Origin of the sequence: Parabacteroides sp. AF17-28 (assembly GCF_003479205.1) — a bacterium.
GTDB classification, from domain to species: domain Bacteria; phylum Bacteroidota; class Bacteroidia; order Bacteroidales; family Tannerellaceae; genus Parabacteroides; species Parabacteroides acidifaciens.
In genome coordinates, this window is the sequence record NZ_QUGV01000015.1 from 106,599 (window position 1) to 126,554 (window position 19,956).

Annotated in this window: 12 protein-coding genes; 11 read left to right on the top strand and 1 reads right to left on the bottom strand. The window is 43.7% G+C overall.

What is annotated here, in order from left to right:
- Positions 1–127: 127 nt before the first annotated feature.
- The 11 genes from DWW90_RS12335 to DWW90_RS12385 all read left to right on the top strand — a co-directional run bounded on the left by DWW90_RS12335 (position 128) and on the right by DWW90_RS12385 (position 18,164).
- Positions 128–676 carry a gluconate 2-dehydrogenase subunit 3 family protein gene (locus DWW90_RS12335; RefSeq protein WP_115499675.1) on the top strand — a complete coding sequence of 183 codons (549 nt, stop codon included), beginning with the start codon at positions 128–130 and terminating at the stop codon, positions 674–676.
- Positions 666–2,315: a GMC family oxidoreductase gene (locus tag DWW90_RS12340; protein ID WP_122345183.1), complete on the top strand. Its 1,650-nt coding sequence runs from the start codon at positions 666–668 to the stop codon at positions 2,313–2,315. The genes DWW90_RS12335 and DWW90_RS12340 overlap by 11 nt, the downstream gene beginning before the upstream one ends.
- Positions 2,316–2,333: 18 nt before the next feature.
- The gene (locus DWW90_RS12345; RefSeq protein WP_122345184.1) at positions 2,334–3,287 is read left to right on the top strand and encodes a multiheme c-type cytochrome; all 954 of its coding nucleotides are present in this window, start codon (positions 2,334–2,336) and stop codon (positions 3,285–3,287) included.
- A 1,065-nt stretch (positions 3,288–4,352) separates the two neighbouring features.
- Positions 4,353–7,262 (top strand): DUF6383 domain-containing protein, encoded by a 2,910-nt coding sequence (locus DWW90_RS20995; protein ID WP_122345185.1) that lies wholly within the window; start codon positions 4,353–4,355, stop codon positions 7,260–7,262.
- A gap of 323 nt (positions 7,263–7,585) precedes the next feature.
- Positions 7,586–8,134, top strand: coding sequence for an RNA polymerase sigma-70 factor (locus tag DWW90_RS12355; protein WP_122333302.1), 549 nt, complete (start codon positions 7,586–7,588; stop codon positions 8,132–8,134).
- Positions 8,135–8,211: 77 nt separating this feature from the next.
- Positions 8,212–9,150 (top strand): FecR family protein, encoded by a 939-nt coding sequence (locus DWW90_RS12360; RefSeq protein WP_122345186.1) that lies wholly within the window; start codon positions 8,212–8,214, stop codon positions 9,148–9,150.
- Positions 9,151–9,350: 200 nt separating this feature from the next.
- Positions 9,351–12,872 (top strand): TonB-dependent receptor, encoded by a 3,522-nt coding sequence (locus DWW90_RS12365; RefSeq protein WP_158582840.1) that lies wholly within the window; start codon positions 9,351–9,353, stop codon positions 12,870–12,872.
- Positions 12,873–12,899: 27 nt separating this feature from the next.
- A complete protein-coding gene (locus tag DWW90_RS12370) occupies positions 12,900–14,609 on the top strand; it encodes a RagB/SusD family nutrient uptake outer membrane protein (protein ID WP_233547737.1) in 1,710 nt (569 codons plus the stop codon).
- Between the two features lie 18 nt (positions 14,610–14,627).
- Positions 14,628–15,833 (top strand): glycoside hydrolase family 99-like domain-containing protein, encoded by a 1,206-nt coding sequence (locus DWW90_RS12375; protein WP_122333298.1) that lies wholly within the window; start codon positions 14,628–14,630, stop codon positions 15,831–15,833.
- A 236-nt stretch (positions 15,834–16,069) separates the two neighbouring features.
- On the top strand, positions 16,070–17,668 hold the full coding sequence (locus DWW90_RS12380) for a beta-N-acetylhexosaminidase (protein ID WP_122345188.1): 1,599 nt from the start codon (positions 16,070–16,072) through the stop codon (positions 17,666–17,668).
- A 124-nt stretch (positions 17,669–17,792) separates the two neighbouring features.
- Positions 17,793–18,164, top strand: a complete 372-nt coding sequence (locus tag DWW90_RS12385; protein WP_115501256.1) for a periplasmic heavy metal sensor — start codon at positions 17,793–17,795, stop codon at positions 18,162–18,164.
- Between the two features lie 59 nt (positions 18,165–18,223).
- Here DWW90_RS12385 and DWW90_RS12390 read toward each other — a convergent pair whose 3' ends face one another.
- A complete protein-coding gene (locus DWW90_RS12390; protein ID WP_122345189.1) occupies positions 18,224–19,513 on the bottom strand; it encodes a DUF1080 domain-containing protein in 1,290 nt (429 codons plus the stop codon).
- Between the last annotated feature and the right edge of the window lie 443 nt (positions 19,514–19,956).

Sequence of the window (19,956 nt, forward strand, 5' to 3'; positions counted from 1 at the left end):
TGTTATTCTGTATAAAACAAAAAAGTCGACAATTTTTGTGAATCCTTTTAGGGAAATGTAGCCTTATATTACTCTTTATATAAAGGGGGATAACTAAAATGGATATAACTACTTAAATTTATATATTATGAGATGTAACCGACGAAAATTTATAAAGCAGTGCATTGCTTTATATGGAAGTTTACTTCTACTGCCTGCCTGTGATTTGAAAAAGGGAAGGCAGTCCTTTGTTTCCTTCACCGAAGAACAGGCCGGTTGTATCGGGGCGATTTGTGAACAGATTATTCCTACGGATGAATATCCCGGGGCGTTGGATGCCGGAGTGTTGAACTATATTGATAAACAGCTGTATCAACGTTTCCCGGAACAAAAGGCGCGTTATGAGGCCGGTGTAAAGGCAGTGAATGCCTATTGTAAAGAAATTCTGGGGAAAAACTTTGTAGCCTTGGAGTGGGATGTGCAGACAAAAGTCTTGCAGGATATGGAATCGAATAAGCTGCCGGAGAAGTATTGGCAGGATATCTCTCAATCCGGTTTCTTTTGGATGGTGCGCCAGCACACTATGCAGGGCTTCTACGGCCCGCCACATCACGGGGGGAATAAAGACTACGTCAGCTATCGCATGATGAAATTAGATTATCCATTTTTAGTAGGACAAAACAGGTATGGCAAATAAACAATATACAGCAATCGTCGTAGGCGCCGGCGCCGGAGGTGGAATCGTGGCAAAAGAACTGGCATCTAATCATATTAAAGTTACCCTTTTTGAACGTGGAGACTGGCCCTCTTACGATAAGCATTTCAATGACGAGCTGATTTCCCAGCGTGTACAGGATTTGGGTGCGTCTTTTGGACCCGATGGTAAAAAAAATCCGAGAGTCATCAATTCGTTGGATGGAAAACGGTGGGTGGCCGATTATGCCGTCAATCATGTGGCGGCTTGCGTAGGTTCCGGTACTGTTTCCTATGGCGCGATGGCGTGGCGCTTCATGCCGGAAGATTTTAAGATGAAATCGACCTATGGAGCGGTGGAAGGCTCGACTCTGGAAGACTGGCCGATTTCTTACGACGACTTGGCTCCCTATTATGACAAGGCGGAGCGCGAGATCGGTGTTGCAGGAGATATGTCCGACAACCCGTTCGCACCGAATCGGCACGTTCCTTATCCGATGCCCCCGTTTGAATATAGCAAGGAAGGCGGCTATCTGGCGGAGATGTGTAAAAAGATCGGGCTTCATCCTTTTTATGTCCCGATGCTTCGTAACTCGGTTCCCTATAATGGACGGGGCGCTTGTATCAGAAACCGATACTGTGTCGGCTTTGCCTGTCCGGTGAATGCCAAAAACGGCACGCATAATACCGTAATCCCCGTTGCCATGCAAACCGGGAATTGCACGGTGAGGACCAATTGCAAGGTCTACAAAGTGCATACCGACGGAAAAGGGCGTGCGGTCGGCGTCTCTTATTTTGATGAAAACGACAAGTCCCAAACGATAGAAGCCGATATTGTCGTGATTGCCGCGTCGGCTGCTGAAACGGCCCGTTTGCTGCTGAACTCCAAATCTCCGGAGTTCCCCAACGGGATCGGTAATAATAATGACTGGGTCGGGCGCAATTTTCAAGGACATTCCTATACGGGTGCATCCGGATTGTTCGACTTCGATATCCTGGATGTGACGACCGGTCCCAATACGTCGATGGGTATTATGGATTACAACCATCATAATGAAGGAATTATCGGGGGCGGATTGCTCGCCAACGAGTTCTATATGGGGCCTTATTCTTTTTCCGGACATCGTCCGCCCGGTGCACCTCAATGGGGAAAAGAACACAAAAAGTTCCAACGGGAGAACTATAACCGTATCGGACGCCTGTTCGGCCCTATCCAGGAAATGCCCCTTTTTGAGGCGCGGGTGACTGTTGCGGAGGATGTGAAAGACTATTGGGGAGTTCCTGTTGCCGAATTTTCAGGAGGGCATCATCCGTTGGATGCAAAACATTGTGATTTCCTTGCGGCTAAAGCGGACGAGATATTGAAAGCGGCGGGAGCTGTGCAGACTTGGCGTTACGGCGGCGGAACGGGCGAGCAAAGCGGCGGACAGCATCAGGCCGGAACATGCCGCATGGGTAACGATCCGGCGACATCTGTCACCGACTCTTATGGCAGAATACATGATATGGAAAATCTCTATATAGCGGATGGTAGCATCCATGTGACGAATGGCGGCTTAAACCCGGTTCTGACAATTATGGCTCTGGCTTTCCGCATAGGCGAGCATATTGTGGAGAAATGGACGGGAGTAAAAACAAAGTAAAACAAAAAAGATACTTGAATGAAAAAGAAAATACTTTATTGGGGAATACTGCCGGCGGCTGTTCTTGTCGTGATAGCTGCCTCTTATGCCACATGGAACCGGTTGGACCCCGACTATACTTGTGCCCGATGCCATGAAATAAGCACGGCATGTGCAAAGTGGGAACAGTCGGCCCATGCAGATGTCACCTGTACCGACTGTCACGGTACGGCTCTCGAAAGCTTCAACAGCATGTCTGAAAAGCTGAATATGGTTTATAAACATTTCACCACGAAAAAGACTTTCGAAGATATCCATTTGGCGGAAAAGCAATCTTTGGCCCTTGCCAACCGGTGTGCGGAATGCCATCAGGCTGAACAGGCATCGTGGATGTCGGGTGCTCACTCCACTACTTACAAGGATATTTTTATGGATGTCGAACATAATAAGATGGAAAGGCCATACTGGGATTGTTTCCGTTGCCATGGTATGTTTTATGACGGGGATATAGACGACTTGATGGCGTTGGAAGGCGGGCCGGAAGACTGGCATATCAAAGACGCCTCCCAGATGGATAAACCGGCCATCACGTGCCTTGCCTGCCACCAGGTTCACCACGAACAGCCCAGAGGTATGAATTATAAGGATATGGACGAAGCTTCCCGCGGCGCATTGGCCCAAAAAGCCAAATATCCTCCGACAGCTCTCTATATGCGTGCCGATAAACGGCATATGCCGGCGGATAAGTTGCTGAAAGAACAGATATTTGCAGGCGATTCCCTTGTTGCTGAAATAAAGGATGCCAATACTTTGCTGTGTATGCAATGTCACGCTCCGGGCACGAATCACCAGTTGGGTTCCGGAGATGACAAAACAACTATAGGAGATTTCAAGGATATGTCCTGTATCACCTGTCATGATCCGCATTCCAATCAGTTGAAGACATCACACCGGAATGTCCACAAAAAGCTTTTTAGCGCGCTGTCAAAATAAGGGCTTATTGTATAAAACGTATTTTTAAGGCTTGGAAGAGAGCCGAAAGCGAAGAAATGTTAATCCGCTTTTTTGACCTCAAAAAGGGACTTTTTCGCCTTTTTTGAGCGTTTTCCCCAATTACGACCGTCCTCTTTGCCATTACGACCGTGCTAATGTGTAGTGCACTCGGCACCTCGCGAAGATTAGGACGGTCGTAATGGCGATTTAGACGGTCGTAATTGGGAAGAGGACCGTCTTTAGGGCAAAAAAGCCCCTGAATTTCCTTGGGATATTTGGAACGCCGTCCGTTTTATTTTCAAATATTCGATTCTCCGGGAGTTGAGGTTTATCACATTGTCGGCGTTTCCGGCTTTCGGCAATCAAATTGTACGCTTTCCGGAATGGGCTGCGCACCTCATTTTTTCTATTGTCATTCGATCAGCTTAAAACCATGAAAAGAGTCAAACCAAAATCGATCAAGATTTCGGACGAAATAGAAAAATGCCTGAAAGAGGGGGTTATTGTAATTTTCGGTTTGCGGGAGTCTCATGTGTCCTGGTTTTAGGTAAACCTATAAGTTGTTTTTGCCTCTTTTTACCCCCTTTTTCGCCCTATCCCTTCAAAAACAACAAATTTGCACTTCGAGCACTACTTGAATGAAAGGGGTGTAAGTCATTATAAATAAGAAATATATGGGCGAAGACGGGAGAACGCGAAAAAGCCCGTTTTTTAGGGGTAAAAACGACCTGTTTTTGACTTGTAACTGATTGGGAATAAAAAAGATAGGAGACAAAAGCGAAATGACGAAAAAAAACGTACGTTTAAATTCGTCACAAATTTACGCATACTTTTTAAACCTGCAATCCTTTTCTCAAAGTTTTTTCCTTTTTCTATGTCCTTTCTTATCAATTAGATAACTAAATAAGGACGAAAATACCGCTTTTCACGACAAACTCCAAAAACCCCTCAAAAAATGACGAATTTAAACGTACGTATTTGTAGTCAAAATACAGTCGTTAACATTTACAGAATGCTATACATTATATAACACATAAGTTTTATTACTAATTAAATTATTAAATTATGAACAAGAAGTTTTTTACTCTGGCTGCTGCCTTTGGTTTAGCAGCAAGTTCATTCACGACTGCACAGGCTGCTGCTCAGGTTAAAGGTCCTCAGGGCATTGACAAGGCAGGGGTGAGTGTTTTGTTAGGGGTTACTACAAGTAGCTTTGATGGATCAACGCCTACTTTTACAGGAACTACAGGCCTTGAAGTAGATGGAGCTACTTTAAAATTAGGAACAGCTATGACAACTCCTGATTATGCAGACGTTAAGCCAGCTATGTGGACAGTCTCAGCCATTAAGACTACCTCTACAGGTAGCAAGCTCTATTCTTTCATAAACAATACAACAGGAACTCCGCTGTCTGTTAACCGTAAGGTGGCAATAGAAGCTGGGTCTACTGCTGCAGTTTCTAGTAAGGCTGTTGCTGTTGAATTGTCTGATAAGAATGCCATTACAGAATGGGCATGGGACGAGACTACCGGTCAGTTGTACACTTACAATGCAGCCTTAGACTCTACTTATACTTTAGCAAAAGATGGTACTACAATTGCTTTGTTTAGAGCAAAAGGTAGTGCTATCTCTGTTCATTCTGACAATCAATTAGCTTTAACCGACGGTTTCACCGCTGAACAGCGTGCAACAGCCCTGAAGTTCACATTGAAAGCTTCTGATTTAGGAACTGCTGCTTTCCAACTGTACTTCAACGGTGGCAAAGATGCAACCGCTAAGAATAAACAGGGCGAAAAGAACCCGTTGACGGCTCATAAGTTTACGGCTGTGGCAAATGGTTCATATCTCTCTTTCAAATCAGACAAAGCCCAGACTAAAGGTAAAAAAGCTGATGGTTCTGAAGAAATGAAAGACTGGTACCTGGCTGTCGATACCAACAAGTTTGAAGGTGGTGGCTTTATGCTGATGCTGGATACATTGAAAGATAATAGTTCTGTGACAACTGGTGGTACAAAGAAAGCTGTCGGTTACTATCAGTTTAAAGCTGAATATTATGCCGGCCAGGATTCATTGGTACTGACTACTACAGGCGAACCTCAAAAGGCACAAAGTGGTTCAAGCGAAAACTACTTCGATGGTGATGTTGTAACTCCTGCAGCTCTTAATACTACACCTGCACAAGTACAACTTACCACCCTTACCAACGTAACCGTATTGAACTTGGCTTCAACGATTACAGCTCCGGGTACCGGCAAAGAAGCCCTTATCCAGTTCTCAAAGAACGGCAATCCGGCTGTTGATGCTGATGCATTTATTTTCCCGGCTGCTGACTTGAAGAAGGTTTATTTCGTACAGGATGCTAAAGTGGCTAAACAAGACGGCACAGTGAAGACTGGTTGGTCTTATATCTTGGACAATGCAAAACTTAATGATAAGATCGTTGCTAACGTGAAAGGCGACAAGGCTCTTCCTTATACTCAATGGGTAATGAAGAAAGAAATCGCAGGCGGTACTTATACATTGATGAACCGTGAAGCAGCAGATGTTACTATCTCTGGTGCATTCTATAAAGTAGCAGGCAAAGAAAATGTATATGCTGTCGATGGTGACACAATCAAGTTGGTTGATGCTGAGATCGCTGCTAAGGGTGGCCACCAGTATGATGGTTTCAAACATATCTCTGCAGGCGACCTGAAGAATATGTCTTATGCTTTCGCTTCTGCTTCTACGCTGACAGCTGACAAGTTCCTTGCGATGAAGAAAGACTCTACTGTTGCTTTGATGGACAACGAACAGCGTTTCCGTTTTGAAGTAGATGTTAATGAAGTAGCCTATGGCGCAATGGTTGAAGGCGTTGATACATTGTATCGCGAAGAATATAAGGTTAAATCTTTGGATGGTAACTATGTTGCTCAGAACATCAAGAATGATGTTGTAACATTGGCTTCCCCTGTTGCTGATGAAATTTACGTAATAAGCGGTTTGATGAAAGCCATCGGTACGGATTCTACTTATGTATTCTATGGTACGCATGACGGCGCATTAGTTCCTGCAGGACAGATCATGATCAACGCTCAGACAGGCTTGGCTACTATCGGCGAACCGACTATCAGCAGCACATTCTATATCGTTCCGGAAGAAGCTCCCGAATATAAGATGATCGCAGACAAACCGACTCACCGTGAGTTCCACAAGGCTGGCGACGAAGGCTTTATGTTGGCAAACGTAGACGGCTTCCTGGCTGAACGTCAGCTGACAGACCTGAAGGCTTCTTTGGATGATCCTGCTGCTTTCCGTATGGCTATCGACACAGCTTATGTAAACCGTGAAAACAACGTTCAACCGTTGTATCTGATCGGTCAGGACGTAACATTCGCTGCAACGGCTGCCGATACGACTAAGGGTCTGTTCCTGGTATCCATGAAAGACTCTGCCGCTGTAGACGCTGCTCACAAAGAAATGTATTCTTATAACGATATGCCGAGATTAGGCTTTGTTGCTGCAAGCCACATCGGTGATTCTCTGATTATCGAACGTCCGAATGCAACAGATGCAGATACACTGCAGTCTGCTAAGAATAAAGCATTCGAAAGCCTGGTAGCTATGCCTGCTACATTCTCGTTCAAGGTTTCTAAAGAAAACAAGAGCGAATATTCTATCGTAGCAGCCGATGGTAACCTGGCAATCCTGAACGGTGTTGCAGTTCTTTCTGATGGCGAAGGTCAGATGTTCACTGAATCTGCTCCGACAGCTAACGAAGCAGCTCCTTCTGTATCAGAAGTGAAGGTGATTGCTACCAACGGTGCTATTCAGGTAATCGGTGCACAGGGCAAGAAAGTTGTCGTAAGCAACATCTTAGGCCAGACAATCGCTAACACAGTGATCGCTTCTGACAACGCAACCATCGCTGCTCCTCAAGGCGTAGTAGTTGTAGCTATCGAAGGCGAAGAAGCTGTAAAAGCAATCGTAAAATAAGAATGAAATTATAATCAAATAATTCTAAAACAGGCCGCGCGGGGCTTGCGCCCCAATTACCCTGTGACAGGCGAACAAGCGGTCAAGTTTAATATTAATAATACTAAAGTATATTGAATTTAAAAAGTTCAATGTAGCCGGTAACCCTGTGAAGGACGAAAGCATACAAAAGATAAGCCCCGGAGGTGGTCAAACATCTTCGGGGCTTTATTTTTTTCATCACTATATGGACCGGACATATATTTTGAACCGGATGCGGTAAACATTCTTCTTAAAAAAGATTACATTTGCAAAAAAGAATTCATTGGAGATCTGTCTGGAAAATGAATACCATTAGTTTTAGTGATATATATACCAATTACTACAAGCGGTCGTTTCTGTTTGTGAAATCGTATGTCCGGGATGATATGGTTGCAGAAGATATTGTTTCGGAAGCGTTGATCCGTTTTTGGGAAACCACTAAAAAAGAAACCGTAGAACATCCCATGTCACTGCTTCTGGCTATTTTAAAAAATGGGGCGTTGAATTATCTGAAACACCAGACGGTGAAAGATTCTGCAACAGAATCGATCTCATCTAAAATGATCCGCGACTTAAATTACAGGATAACCACTTTGCAAGCTTGTGATCCGGAAGAAATCTATTCTTCTGAAATAACCGGGATCGTAGAAAAAACCTTGCAATCCTTGCCCGAACAAACCCGGCGTATCTTTGAGATGAGCCGCTATGAATCCATCCCCGTGAAAGAAATAGCCCAAGAACTCTCTCTCAGTACAAAAAGTGTTGAGTATCACATCACAAAAGCGTTGAAACTCTTGCGAGTCGCGTTGAAAGAATATCTTCCTCTTTTTTACTTTTTATTTATGCGATAAAATATTTCGAGAAATGACGATTTTGTTTTAGGGATTTCCATCTATGTGTTGTCTCTTCTATTAAGAGGTAAAAAAAGATGGATAAGAAACTATTACAGAAATATGTAGATGGAACGATCTCGTCTGATGACGTAGAGACTGTTGTGGATTGGTTGGATGCGGATGAAAATCACGTGAAAGAATTTATGGCTTTGCATAAGCTGTATGATATTTCCATCCTTAACCAATCGATACAGGGACAAAAAAAGAAAAAAGGATATCGGGTCGTTTTTCGCAGCATAGTAAAAGAATTATTGAAAGTGGCGGCTATCGCCTTAATCTTGTTAGGCGTAAACTCCTTGCTGCAAAAGGAAATAGTAGAAGATCCCCCTCTTTTGTATCAGACCTTATATGTTCCGGCCGGACAGCGTGCCGAGTTGACGTTGCCGGACAGTACGAAGGTTTGGCTGAATGCTCATTCAAAGTTAGTCTATCCGGTTAACTTCCGACAGGGAAGTCGGCAGGTAGAACTCGACGGTGAAGCCTATTTCGATGTCAGGCATGATGATGAAAGCCCTTTTATAGTTAAAACGAAATCAATGGATGTAAAGGTCTTGGGGACGGAGTTTAATGTGTTGGCCTATTCGGAAGTGGGGGAATTTAATATTTCATTGCTGCGGGGAAGCGTCGAACTCAGTGCTCCGGATCTTTCCCGGAAGTATAGGATGACAGCCGGGGAACAAGTTTATTATAAGGATGGTAAATATGTTTCAGCTCCGATAGGATACATGGATTACTTTAAGTGGAAAGAAGGTTTGCTGTGCTTTAATAATCAGTCGATAGGCATTATCATCGATAAGCTGCGTCTGTATTACGATATCCGAATAGATGTGGCGGACCTGCCTTTCCTGAAAGAGCGGTATTCCGGTAAATTCCGTGTAAAAGACGGGGTTGAACAAGTCTTGAAAGTGCTTCAGTTGGAGCATAAATTTACTTATGTAAAAGATAACGAATTGAATCTGATAACTATAAAATAAACTGCCTATGGAGTAAGTGAAGTCGATTAAATGTAAAACCGGATTATGGTTCCAGCATAATCCGGCCTAATGTCAGCCTGCTGACGTAACCTGTAATTAAATCAGTACTAACATTTTGAAAGTGCAAAGTTATGAAAAAAAAGTATGCGGGGATAGACTATCCCTTGTTATTAAGTGAATTTAAACATCTATGTAGAGTGATGAAGTTAATCTTAAGCTTGTTATTATTATGCGCTTCTACTGTTTTTTCCGTAAATGTGAATTCTCAGACTGCTCGCGTCAATATTGTTGCGAATGAATTGACAGTCAAAGAGATTATTAATCAGATAGAAGAACAGACAGATTTCCTTTTCGTCTATAACAACGAAAAGGTCGATTTGAACCACCGGATCTCTTTCAATGCTTCGGACGTCTCTGTATTCAATGTGTTGAACCAGATTTTCCGGAATTTGGATATTGTCTATGTCATGGAGGGTAATAACATCTTGTTAATGAAGAAAGGAACCCTTCCCCAGCAAGACACAAAGCTATTGAAAGGTATCGTGAAAGACCAGAGTGGAGAACCTGTGATCGGAGCCAATGTGGTCGTGAAAGGAACGACAAACGGCACGGTGACAGACCTGAACGGAAATTTCACATTGGAGGTTGCCGATACGGATATCCTGTTAGTCTCGTTTATCGGATATATGTCACGTGAGATTCCGGTAGGGAATAAAAAGAGTCTCGATATAAGTCTTCTCGAAGATTCCAAAACACTGGATGAAGTCGTGGTCGTCGGTTACGGAACTCAAAAAAAGGTGAACCTGACGGGCGCCGTCAATGTGATTTCCGATAAGGACTTTAAAGACCGCCAGGCATCGACCGTGTCGCAGCTGTTACAGGGTGCGGCTCCCGGTTTTAATTTTGATATCGGTACCCAGAATGGGTTTGAACCCGGAGCCACGATGAATATCTCGATCCGTGGTATGGGGTCCTTGAACGGTGGCTCGCCTTACGTTGTGATAGATGGTTTTCCCGGTGATCTGAACAATCTGAACCCGGAAGATATCGAGTCCGTTTCAGTTTTAAAAGATGCGGCCGCTTCAGCTATTTACGGAGCGAGAGCCCCATACGGCGTGATCCTGATTACGACGAAAAAAGGGAAACGGAATGAGAAAGTAAGCGTTTCCTATACGGGCAACCTGATTGTAAAGACTGCACAAAAATTGCCGGAAAGCCTGGATTCATACACATGGACCCGTGTCTTGAACGAGGCGGGAGACAATATGGGAGGACACCCGTTTAGCAACGAAACCATTGACCGTGTCATTGCATACCAGAAGGGTGATTTCGATTATATCCGGAATTCGATTCCTAACTGGCCGGACGGGGCAACGATTTTTGGCGCGATGCCGGAAGGTAACGTTTGGAATAATGCGAACCTCAATTATGCCAATACCGATTGGTGGGATATCTATTTCGGAAATAGTGTGAACCAGAAGCATGATATCTCCTTGCATGGCGGTACGGATAAGGTGTCCTATTATTTCTCTGCCGGTTATATGGATGACAGCAGTGTCCTGAACTTCGGTACGGACTATTTTAAGAGACTCAACACGTTGGGTAAGATCAGTGTGGCTATTACCGATTGGTGGGATTTTGGCTATGAGACGCGTTTCGCGAAGAAAATCAGGGAAAAACCTAATATGACTAAGGAGGGGGATTATTCTTTTATGTATCGCCATATTTCCCGAAACTATCCGATTACTCCTCTCTATGACGGTTTTGGCAATTATATGTTTGAATCCCATATACCTTCGATAGAGTCGGGAACGGATAAACAGGATGATATCGATTACTGGAATAATTTCCGGATGGAAATTCGTCCTCTGAAAGGATGGAAGATCAATGCTGATTTTGCTTATAATGTCTATAATCAGGAAATATCGAATGTGGAAAAGTATATTTATACTTATGATGTTAATAATCAGCCTTACGAGAATGGTATAAGTATCCCGAATAATTTGCTTCGCAGGAAGTATATCAAGAAATACTGGACCACCAATATCTTTACTTCTTATGATTTTAATATCAATGAGGATCATAACTTTACCGTATTGACCGGTATGCAGTTCGAACGGGGCGACGAATCTTGGGTGCAAGGATATAAGACGGATCTGATTTCGGAAAAAGTCCCGTCATTCCCGAATGCCACAGGCGATGCCCTTTTGTCTGAAGCCCTGGCTCATAATTCTACGGAAAGTTACTTCGCGAGAGTGAACTATAACTACAAGGAAAGGTATTTGTTTGAAGCAAATGCCCGTTATGATGGCTCGTACGTTTTCCGTGACGGAAAGAGATGGGGCGTATTCCCTTCGTTCTCTGCCGGTTGGAATTTGTATAATGAACCGTTCTGGAAAAATATCGAACCGTATGTCAATACGATGAAGATTCGTGCCTCTTGGGGACAGTTGGGAAATCAGAATATTTCTCCGTACAGCGACTTGGAGCTGATCCCTATCTCTTCCGATAAATTGAATTGGATTTTTAATTACGGCTCTACTAAACCGGTCGGATATACATCTGCGCCGGGTTTGGTAAACAGAAATCTGACATGGGAAACGGCAACGACGACGAATGTCGGTGTGGATATGTCTTTCCTGAATAACCGTCTGTCTGCAACGGCGGATTGGTTTGAACGGCGGACAACGGATATGGTCGGCCCGTCGCAGGCGATGCCGGGTGTGTTAGGAGCAAATGTTCCGAGAGAAAATAACTCGACGCTGAGAACCCGGGGGTGGGAAATCAGTGTGAACTGGAAACAAACATTGGAAAACGGACTGTCGTATAACATCGGTGCAAGCCTGTATGATTATAAGTCCGTTGTTACGAAATACTTTAATCCGACTGGGACGTTATCTACCTGGTACGAAGGTGCTGAAGTCGGTGATATTTGGGGATATACGGTAAATGATCTGTTCCGTACGAAAGAAGACTTGGATTCTTACCTCTCTAAAGTTGATTTGACTCATATCGCTGCCAACTGGAATACCGGAGATTTGAAGTTTGAAGATACCAACAATGACGGTAAAGTGAACAACGGTACCAACACGATCGGCGATCATGGCGATTTGTCGATTATCGGTAACGACCAGCCCCATTATCAATATACGATCAACGGAGGTGTCTCTTATAAAGGATTTGACTTTTCGATGCTTTGGAAAGGTGTGGCTAAAAAAGACATGTATTTCTACCGTATGTCTAATATCTACTGGGGCTTTACCAATGGCTGGTGGGAATCATGCCTGACTCCCGGACATCTGGATTACTTCAGGGATCAACCGGGTACGAAATACAGTGGATTGTATGAAGGCGATGCCAACATCAATACGGATGCTTATTGGCCCAGACCTTACCTCAATAGCACGGAAGAGGCTAAAAACAAGAATAACGCGAATACGCGCTATTTGCAGAATGCGGCTTACTTACGTTTGCAGAACGTACAGTTGGGATATAGTTTCCCGCGTAGTGTCACCTCTAAAATGCATTTGGAAAAGCTGAGGATTTATTTCTCCGGTGAAAACTTGTTGACATTCTCGAAATTACCGAACGGGATAGACCCGGTTGCTCCGGTAGGTTTCCCCGAAGGTGGCGGCGGTGATTATTTCGGAACAGCAGGGACAGGACGTTTAACCTATGGTGCGGATCGAATTTATTCGATTGGTTTGACTGTGACTTATTAAGTTTAATCTATTAAGGAATAAAAAATTATGAAACGATTCATATTGACAGCAATCTCATGTATGGCATTATTGTGTTCATGTGAGAAGTTTATTGATTTGCAGCCTCTGGATAAAATCACGATGGATGATTATTGGAGCACATCGACCGAATTGGAATATTATACGCGGCAGTTTTATCCTGCATTTTGTCCTTGGACACAAATGGTCGCCGATATGGCTACGGATAACGACAATATGATTTCCGGTAGCCCGAGTACGATTATGAACGGTGTACGTTCAAAGTCCACTGGCAACTGGACCTGGGAGTGGAACAATATCCGTAATGTGAATATCTTCTTTGAGAATTACACCAAATGTACGAGTGGGTATGAGGCTTACAAGCAATATTTAGGGGAAGCCTATTTCTTCCGTGCCTGGTTCTATTTTAACTTGCTGAAGAAATACGGAGATGTACCCTGGTATTCGCATGTCATCCAAATGGATGATACGGAAGCGCTAATGCGCCCTCGGGATTCCCGCGTGTTGATAGCTGATTCTATTTTGGCTGACTTGGATCATGCGGTTACGCATCTCGAACTGAGAAAGAATGTCGGGAATAATCGTATTAATAAAGAAGCTGCGTTGGCTTTCAAAACGCGTGTCGCTTTATTCGAAGGGTCCTGGCAAAAATACCATGCCGGCACGGAATTCGGGACGGCTGGGGCTGATCCGGTTAAATATTTTAGGGCTTGTGTGGAGGCGGCTGAAGAATTGATGAAGGGTGATTACCAAGTCGGTATCTATAGCACGGGTAATCCGGATGAGGATTATTATAAGTTGTTTGGCTTTGACAATATGTCGGATATCAATGAGGTCTTGCTTTATCGGGCATTCAATGCGGCAGAAGGAGCTGGAAACTCTACGCAGGGATTTGTAACCTATAATAGCGATTCGAAGGGAGCTACATGGGAACTGGTCTCTTCCTACCTGGGAAAGGATGGTAAACCTTATGATTATTTGAATACGGCGGTGACGAGTAAGGGGAATGCTTTTCTGACGAAAATTGCGGAAGATTGTGATGTCCGTTTGAAATCGACTGTTTGGATTCCGGGAGATTTGATGTCTGTCGGCGAGAATGCTTATTTTAACGGGCCGGTTATGGAAGGCGGTGCATTACAATTATGTCCGACTGGTTTCCAGATAAAAAAGACGGCTAATCCAAGCTCTCCGGCTGCCGGTAAATCTTGGGAAACCCAGGGTGAAACAGGGCTTATACTGCTGCGTTACGGCGAAGTCTTGCTTAATTATGCGGAAGCCAAGTGCGAATTGGATAATTCCGTTGCTTATGAGGTTTTAAACTTGTTAAGACAACGTGCTGGAATGCCCGATTTCACGGTTAATGCGCAAAGCTTGGATAAGAACAAGATGGATTATGGCTACTCTGTTACGGATGAGCTATATGAAATCCGAAGGGAAAGGAGAGTCGAATTAGCGTTGGAGGGACAGCGGTATAATGATTATATGAGATGGGCGGCAAGTGCGCTGTTCAAAGATAAACGGCCGAAGGGATATCCGGTTGACTTGACACAATATCCTGATTTCAGCTCTAAGGTGGATGAAAACGGGTTGGTCGACTATTTTAAAAGTGTAATGCCTAATGGTTATCAATTTAGAAATAAGCAGGATTATTTGTATTCTATCCCGCAGGATGAATTAACTTTGAATCCTAATCTGAAACAGAATCCGGGATGGAATTAATCTTTAAATTGCAATATTATGGAAAATAAATCGAATTGGATGTTCTCTTGCATCTTGTGTGCGTGTTTATTGCTTTGTGGAGGTCTGAATGTGCAGGCCCAAAAAACGGGAGATAAAGCTGGTGTTCCGGATTACTATGTTGCGGCCTATATCTGGCCTTCCTGTCATGACGATCCGATGGGGCACGAAGTGTTGTGGCCGGATGGAACCGGTGAGTGGGAAATTATCAAGAAGGGGAATCCCCGCTTTGAAGGGCATTACCAGCCGAAAGTGCCTTTGTGGGGGTATGAACTGGACAATGATCCCAAAGTGATGGAGAAATGGATCGATGCAGCGACGGATCATGGCGTAAACACTTTTATCTTTGACTGGTATTGGTTTAATAACGGACCGTTTCTGGAAGGATGTTTGAATGATGGTTTTCTGAAGGCGAAGAATAATCATAAAATGAACTTTTATATTATGTGGGCGGACCACGATGTGGCGCGCAACTACTGGAATGTACATCGTTACAAAGAAGATAACTCCCGTTTGTGGGATGGTGCGATCGACTGGCCGAATTTCAGGATTGTTGTAAAACGCGTTATCGACCAATACTTCAAGCAGCCGAATTATCTGAAGTTGGACGGTAAACCGGTGTTCTCCGTTTTCAGTTTGGATAATCTGATTAAAACATTCGGGAGTCTGGAAGAGACGCGTAAAGGGTTGGACTATTTCAGGGATGAAGTGAAAAAAGCCGGATTCGCGGGACTGCATGTCCAGTTAATGGCCGGAGGTGTTCCTAATGAAGATTATCTGAAAAAGATAGATGCATTAGGTATTAATAGTTTAACGGAATATAACTGGGGTGGCCCGCATCGTCAGGATTATATACAATGGGGTACCGAAGCGCAGGGACGTCTCCAGAAATGGGATGAGGCAGTTTCGATTCCGTATTTCCCGAATGCATCTATCGGTTGGGACGATACGCCCCGTTTTCCTCATAAGACCCAGAAAGATGTTGTCCATCTGAATAAATCTCCGCAGAGTTTTGCTGCTTTCCTGCAGAAAGCAAAAACATATTGCGACCAACATCCGGACCAGCCGAAACTGATTACGGTCTATGCCTGGAACGAGTGGGTGGAAGGTGCTTATTTGTTGCCGGACATGAAATATGGATTTGATTATCTGGATGCTGTGAAAGATGTGATGATCGACGGTAAATACGAGCGGTACACCAAGTAGCTGATACTTGAATAATAATTTTTAAGCCCTTGCAAATCAACCGCTTTTGGGCGGCGTTTGTAAGGGCTGTATTTTTGATGAAAGAAGCTGATTTATAAGAAGATTAAAAAGATGTCTTATGGAAAAAGCTTTAATAAAAACTTGTTTTGAAGAGGTTCTTATCGGATAAATAGCGTATTTTTGTCTTTCATTGTGATGCTGTTGTTGCAGTGAGCTAACTTTAAATTCAGATATTTATGAAATCAAGTTTTCTTATCTCCCTTTGTCTGGCATTTCTTTGTTCTTGCCAGGAACCTCCTGTAGAAGAATATGCTGTGATTCCCCAACCTGCGGATATTGTCTATACTCCGGGGCTTGTGAAATTGAAAAGCCGGCCGGTTGTCGCTTATCCCGTGGAGTTGGCTAATGAAGCACAGTTCCTCCAATTATATCTATTTCCCGATTTTTCTGCCGAAGCTGTATTAAAAGAAGGCAGTGGAAGTGCGGATATAAGCTTGCAATTAGACCCGGCGGTTTTACCGGATAAAAAAGAGGGCTATGTTCTGGATGCAACATCCGGAAAGATTGTAATAAAAGCAAATTCGCCGTCCGGCATCTTGAATGGTATCCACACTTTGCGGCAGGTGATCAAAGAAAAAGACGGTAAGTTGTTGATACAGAAAGCAACTGTTACAGATTATCCGGCTTTTTCATGGCGTGCTTTTATGTTGGATGAAGGACGTTATTTCAAAGGTAAGGAAGTGGTGAAGCAACTGCTCGATGAAATGGCAGCACTGAAAATGAATGTCTTCCATTGGCATCTGACCAATGACCAGGGATGGCGCATCGAAATAAAGAAATATCCGAAACTGACGGAGATAGGTGCTTTTAGAGATTCTTCCGAAATTAATCATTTTGGGAGTGATGTGTACGATGGAAAACGTCATGGCGGCTTCTATACGCAGGACGATCTGAAAGAAATTGTAGATTATGCGGCTAAACGGCATATAACGATTGTTCCCGAAGTGAGTATGCCGGGACATGCCAGTGCTGCAATCGCTTCCTATCCCTGGCTGGGAACAAGCGGGAAACAGATTCGAGTGCCTGGTAAATTCGGGGTACATTATGAGGTGTTTAATGTGGCCGATCCGAAAGTCATGGAGTTTCTGGACGATGTGACGGATGAGGTGATTGCGATATTCCCCGGTGCTGTATTTCATATCGGAGGTGATGAGGTGAAGTATGACCAATGGAAAAACTCCCCGGCAATCCGTGCTTACATGGCAAAGCATAATTTGAAGACTCCGGCCGAACTTCAAGTCTATTTTACAAATGAGATTTCCAATATGCTGGCTGCCAAAGGCAAGAGAATGATGGGGTGGAATGAAATTACCGGAGATAGACTGCATGAATATCAGTCGAATGCCGATACGGAAGGTATAAAACAAGAGTTGGCTTCCGGTACGATCGTTCATTTCTGGAAAGGAGATACGGCTCTCGTTAGGAAAACAATTGAGAAAGGATATGATGTCGTGAATTCTTATCATGAATATACCTATTTGGATTATTCATATGAATCGATTCCCCTGGATAAAGCATACTCCTTCAATCCTGTACCTGAAGGCTTGACGGAAGAAGAGAAGAGTAAAGTGCTGGGATTGGGATGCCAAATGTGGGGAGAGTTTATTCCGACGGTCGAGAGCATGAATCTGAAAGTATATCCTCGCCTGGCTGCTTATGCGGAAACAGGATGGACGGACGCCTCCAACAAGGACTATCAACGTTTTATAACTAAGTTGGATTTTTTCCTTCGGAAATGGGATACCGAAGGAATTAACTGTGGGCCGGTTAAATAGCAAATCTGTGTTAAATAATAAAATAACTCCGGATTAGCTTAAACCTTTCGTTCGTCTTCAAGTCTATTATCCAGAAGCGCTTCTAAAACAAACAAGTTTAATATTAATAACAGGTAATTAGTTTATGAAGAAGGTAATAGGATTGTGTTTGGTTCTCTTGATCAGTTCGGTTTCTGTTTTTGCCCAAGGTGGCAAACGGGGTGCAAAAAAAGGTGGTGATCCGGCACAACGTTGTGAAAAGATGATTGCTGATCTGAAATTGGATGAGAAACAGGCAGCAGATTTCCGTAAAGTGGAAGCTGAGTTCAGAGACAAGATGAAAGCGGAAAGGAAACAGGCCGATTCGGATCGCCAAAAGATGCGCGAGAAGATGATAACCATGCGGAATGACCGGGATGCTGAAATGAAGAAGATACTGACTGAAGATCAGTATAAACAATATCTTGAGAAGCAACGCTCCCAGTCTCCTCGTAAAGGACATGGTCGTAGAGGATGAAAAAAATAACTCCCGTCTCATATTATTGGGGACGGGAGTTGTTTTTTATGGGTAAGAATTTATAACGTTTTTACTTTCAGGTTTCTCCACAGGACCTTGATACCGCCGCCATCATGGATTTGTAGGGCGATGCGTCCCTGTCCGGCTCCGATCTTTTCGTCGTTGATATTAACCATCTCCTGACCGTTCAACCAGGTTTGGACATTATCTCCCTGTACTTTGATACGCATGGTATTCCAGTCACCTTCTTTCAGGATGTTTTCTTTTTCATCGGGGATCTGGACCAGCCAACCGCGTCCGTATGATTCGTAGATGCCGCCCGTGTCGTGTCCTTTAGGGGCAACTTCTACCTGCCAGCCGTTTACTTTCACATCTTCCTCGATGAAAGAGCGGATAAATACGCCTGAGTTTCCGTCTGCTTCCTGCTTAAATTCTACAGTCAGATCGAAATCATCGTAATAATCGCGTGTTGCCAGGTAGCCATATTTTTTATCCGGGCCACTTTCACAAATCAACAGACCATCTTTTACGTACCATTTTTCAGTTCCGTAAGCTTCCCAGCCTTTCAGGTCTACTCCGTTGAAGAGTTCGACTTCTTTTGTTTTTCGGGGAAGTTCCTTGATTTTGATGTTGCGGAAAGATGCCGGGTAGCCATGGTCTTGCAGGCATAGTACACCTTTCTTTGCCAAACCGTATTCCGGAGCATTTGCCCATTTGCCGCTATTCTTTTTGGCATGCCAGTCGTCTGTCCAGGCTTCAAATTCCAGGATTTTGGCACCGTTCAGCCAGTGTTCGACGTGTCCGTTATCAAAGACAATCTTTGAATTATTCCATTCCCCCTGCGGATTCACTTTCATTTTTGATTTATCGGGGAGATGCATGGCGTAGTCCACACCTAATTTTTGCCATTCTTCCAACGGTTCAGGGAAGTTTGGTTCATCGATTAACTGGTATTCGGGTCCTGTTACATAAGGAACCGCAAACTGAGGGCGTTCAACCACGTGGTACAACATACCACTGTTACCGCCTTTTGAAAGCTTCCAATCCCAGGACAGCTCAAAGTTTTCATATTGTTTGTCCGTTACGATGTAACCGCTGGCATCGCTGCCGTCACCTTTGGCCTGGATGCATCCGTCGACTACATGCCAGGGCTGTGTCAGGGTAGTCCCGTTGTAATCTTTCCAGCCGTTCAGCGTTTTTCCGTCAAAAAGCAATTGCCAACCCTCGGCTACTTCTTCCTGGGTGAGTGTGTTTGGCTCTACACCTGTACACGATGAAAACATGGCGAGCGATACGACGCAAGTTGTCAACAAACCTGTGACTGTTGTTTTTCTCATTACTGATTCCATTTAGAATTAAGTTTTTTAGATGAATAATCAATGTAGAGGCAAAGATACATCATAGTTATGAATATTTTCTACAATTCTTATGTACATTATTATATGCATATAAAAGGAAGCGCATGTACTGAAAATAGGGGCTTCTGCGGAATGAAAAAAAGTTTTATTCATAACAATCAGTATTTCAGACTTTAGCAAGTAGGCGTTACGAATCGGTTAAAAAATAGTCTTGAAAAGATTTGGAAGTTATGTTGTAGAGCAGTACTTTTGCATCCGCATTCGAGAGAGAACGCAGGTCTATAAGTGATGAAACAAAAACTTTTGAAAAAAGTTCCGAAAACGTTTGGAAGTTAAAATAGAAAGTTATTATCTTTGCACCCACGTTCGCTAAACGAAAACGCGACAAGTTCTTTGAAAGATTTACATATCAACAAGTAGTACAAGAGACGTAT

Bases quoted from the DNA above. Each gene is read 5' to 3' on its own strand.
- DWW90_RS12335 (WP_115499675.1), top strand. From the start codon at position 128: ATGAGATGTAACCGACGAAAATTTATAAAGCAGTGCATTGCTTTATAT.
- DWW90_RS12340 (WP_122345183.1), top strand. From the start codon at position 666: ATGGCAAATAAACAATATACAGCAATCGTCGTAGGCGCCGGCGCCGGA.
- DWW90_RS12345 (WP_122345184.1), top strand. From the start codon at position 2,334: ATGAAAAAGAAAATACTTTATTGGGGAATACTGCCGGCGGCTGTTCTT.
- DWW90_RS20995 (WP_122345185.1), top strand. From the start codon at position 4,353: ATGAACAAGAAGTTTTTTACTCTGGCTGCTGCCTTTGGTTTAGCAGCA.
- DWW90_RS12355 (WP_122333302.1), top strand. From the start codon at position 7,586: ATGAATACCATTAGTTTTAGTGATATATATACCAATTACTACAAGCGG.
- DWW90_RS12360 (WP_122345186.1), top strand. From the start codon at position 8,212: ATGGATAAGAAACTATTACAGAAATATGTAGATGGAACGATCTCGTCT.
- DWW90_RS12365 (WP_158582840.1), top strand. From the start codon at position 9,351: ATGAAGTTAATCTTAAGCTTGTTATTATTATGCGCTTCTACTGTTTTT.
- DWW90_RS12370 (WP_233547737.1), top strand. From the start codon at position 12,900: ATGAAACGATTCATATTGACAGCAATCTCATGTATGGCATTATTGTGT.
- DWW90_RS12375 (WP_122333298.1), top strand. From the start codon at position 14,628: ATGGAAAATAAATCGAATTGGATGTTCTCTTGCATCTTGTGTGCGTGT.
- DWW90_RS12380 (WP_122345188.1), top strand. From the start codon at position 16,070: ATGAAATCAAGTTTTCTTATCTCCCTTTGTCTGGCATTTCTTTGTTCT.
- DWW90_RS12385 (WP_115501256.1), top strand. From the start codon at position 17,793: ATGAAGAAGGTAATAGGATTGTGTTTGGTTCTCTTGATCAGTTCGGTT.
- DWW90_RS12390 (WP_122345189.1), bottom strand. From the start codon at position 19,513: ATGGAATCAGTAATGAGAAAAACAACAGTCACAGGTTTGTTGACAACT.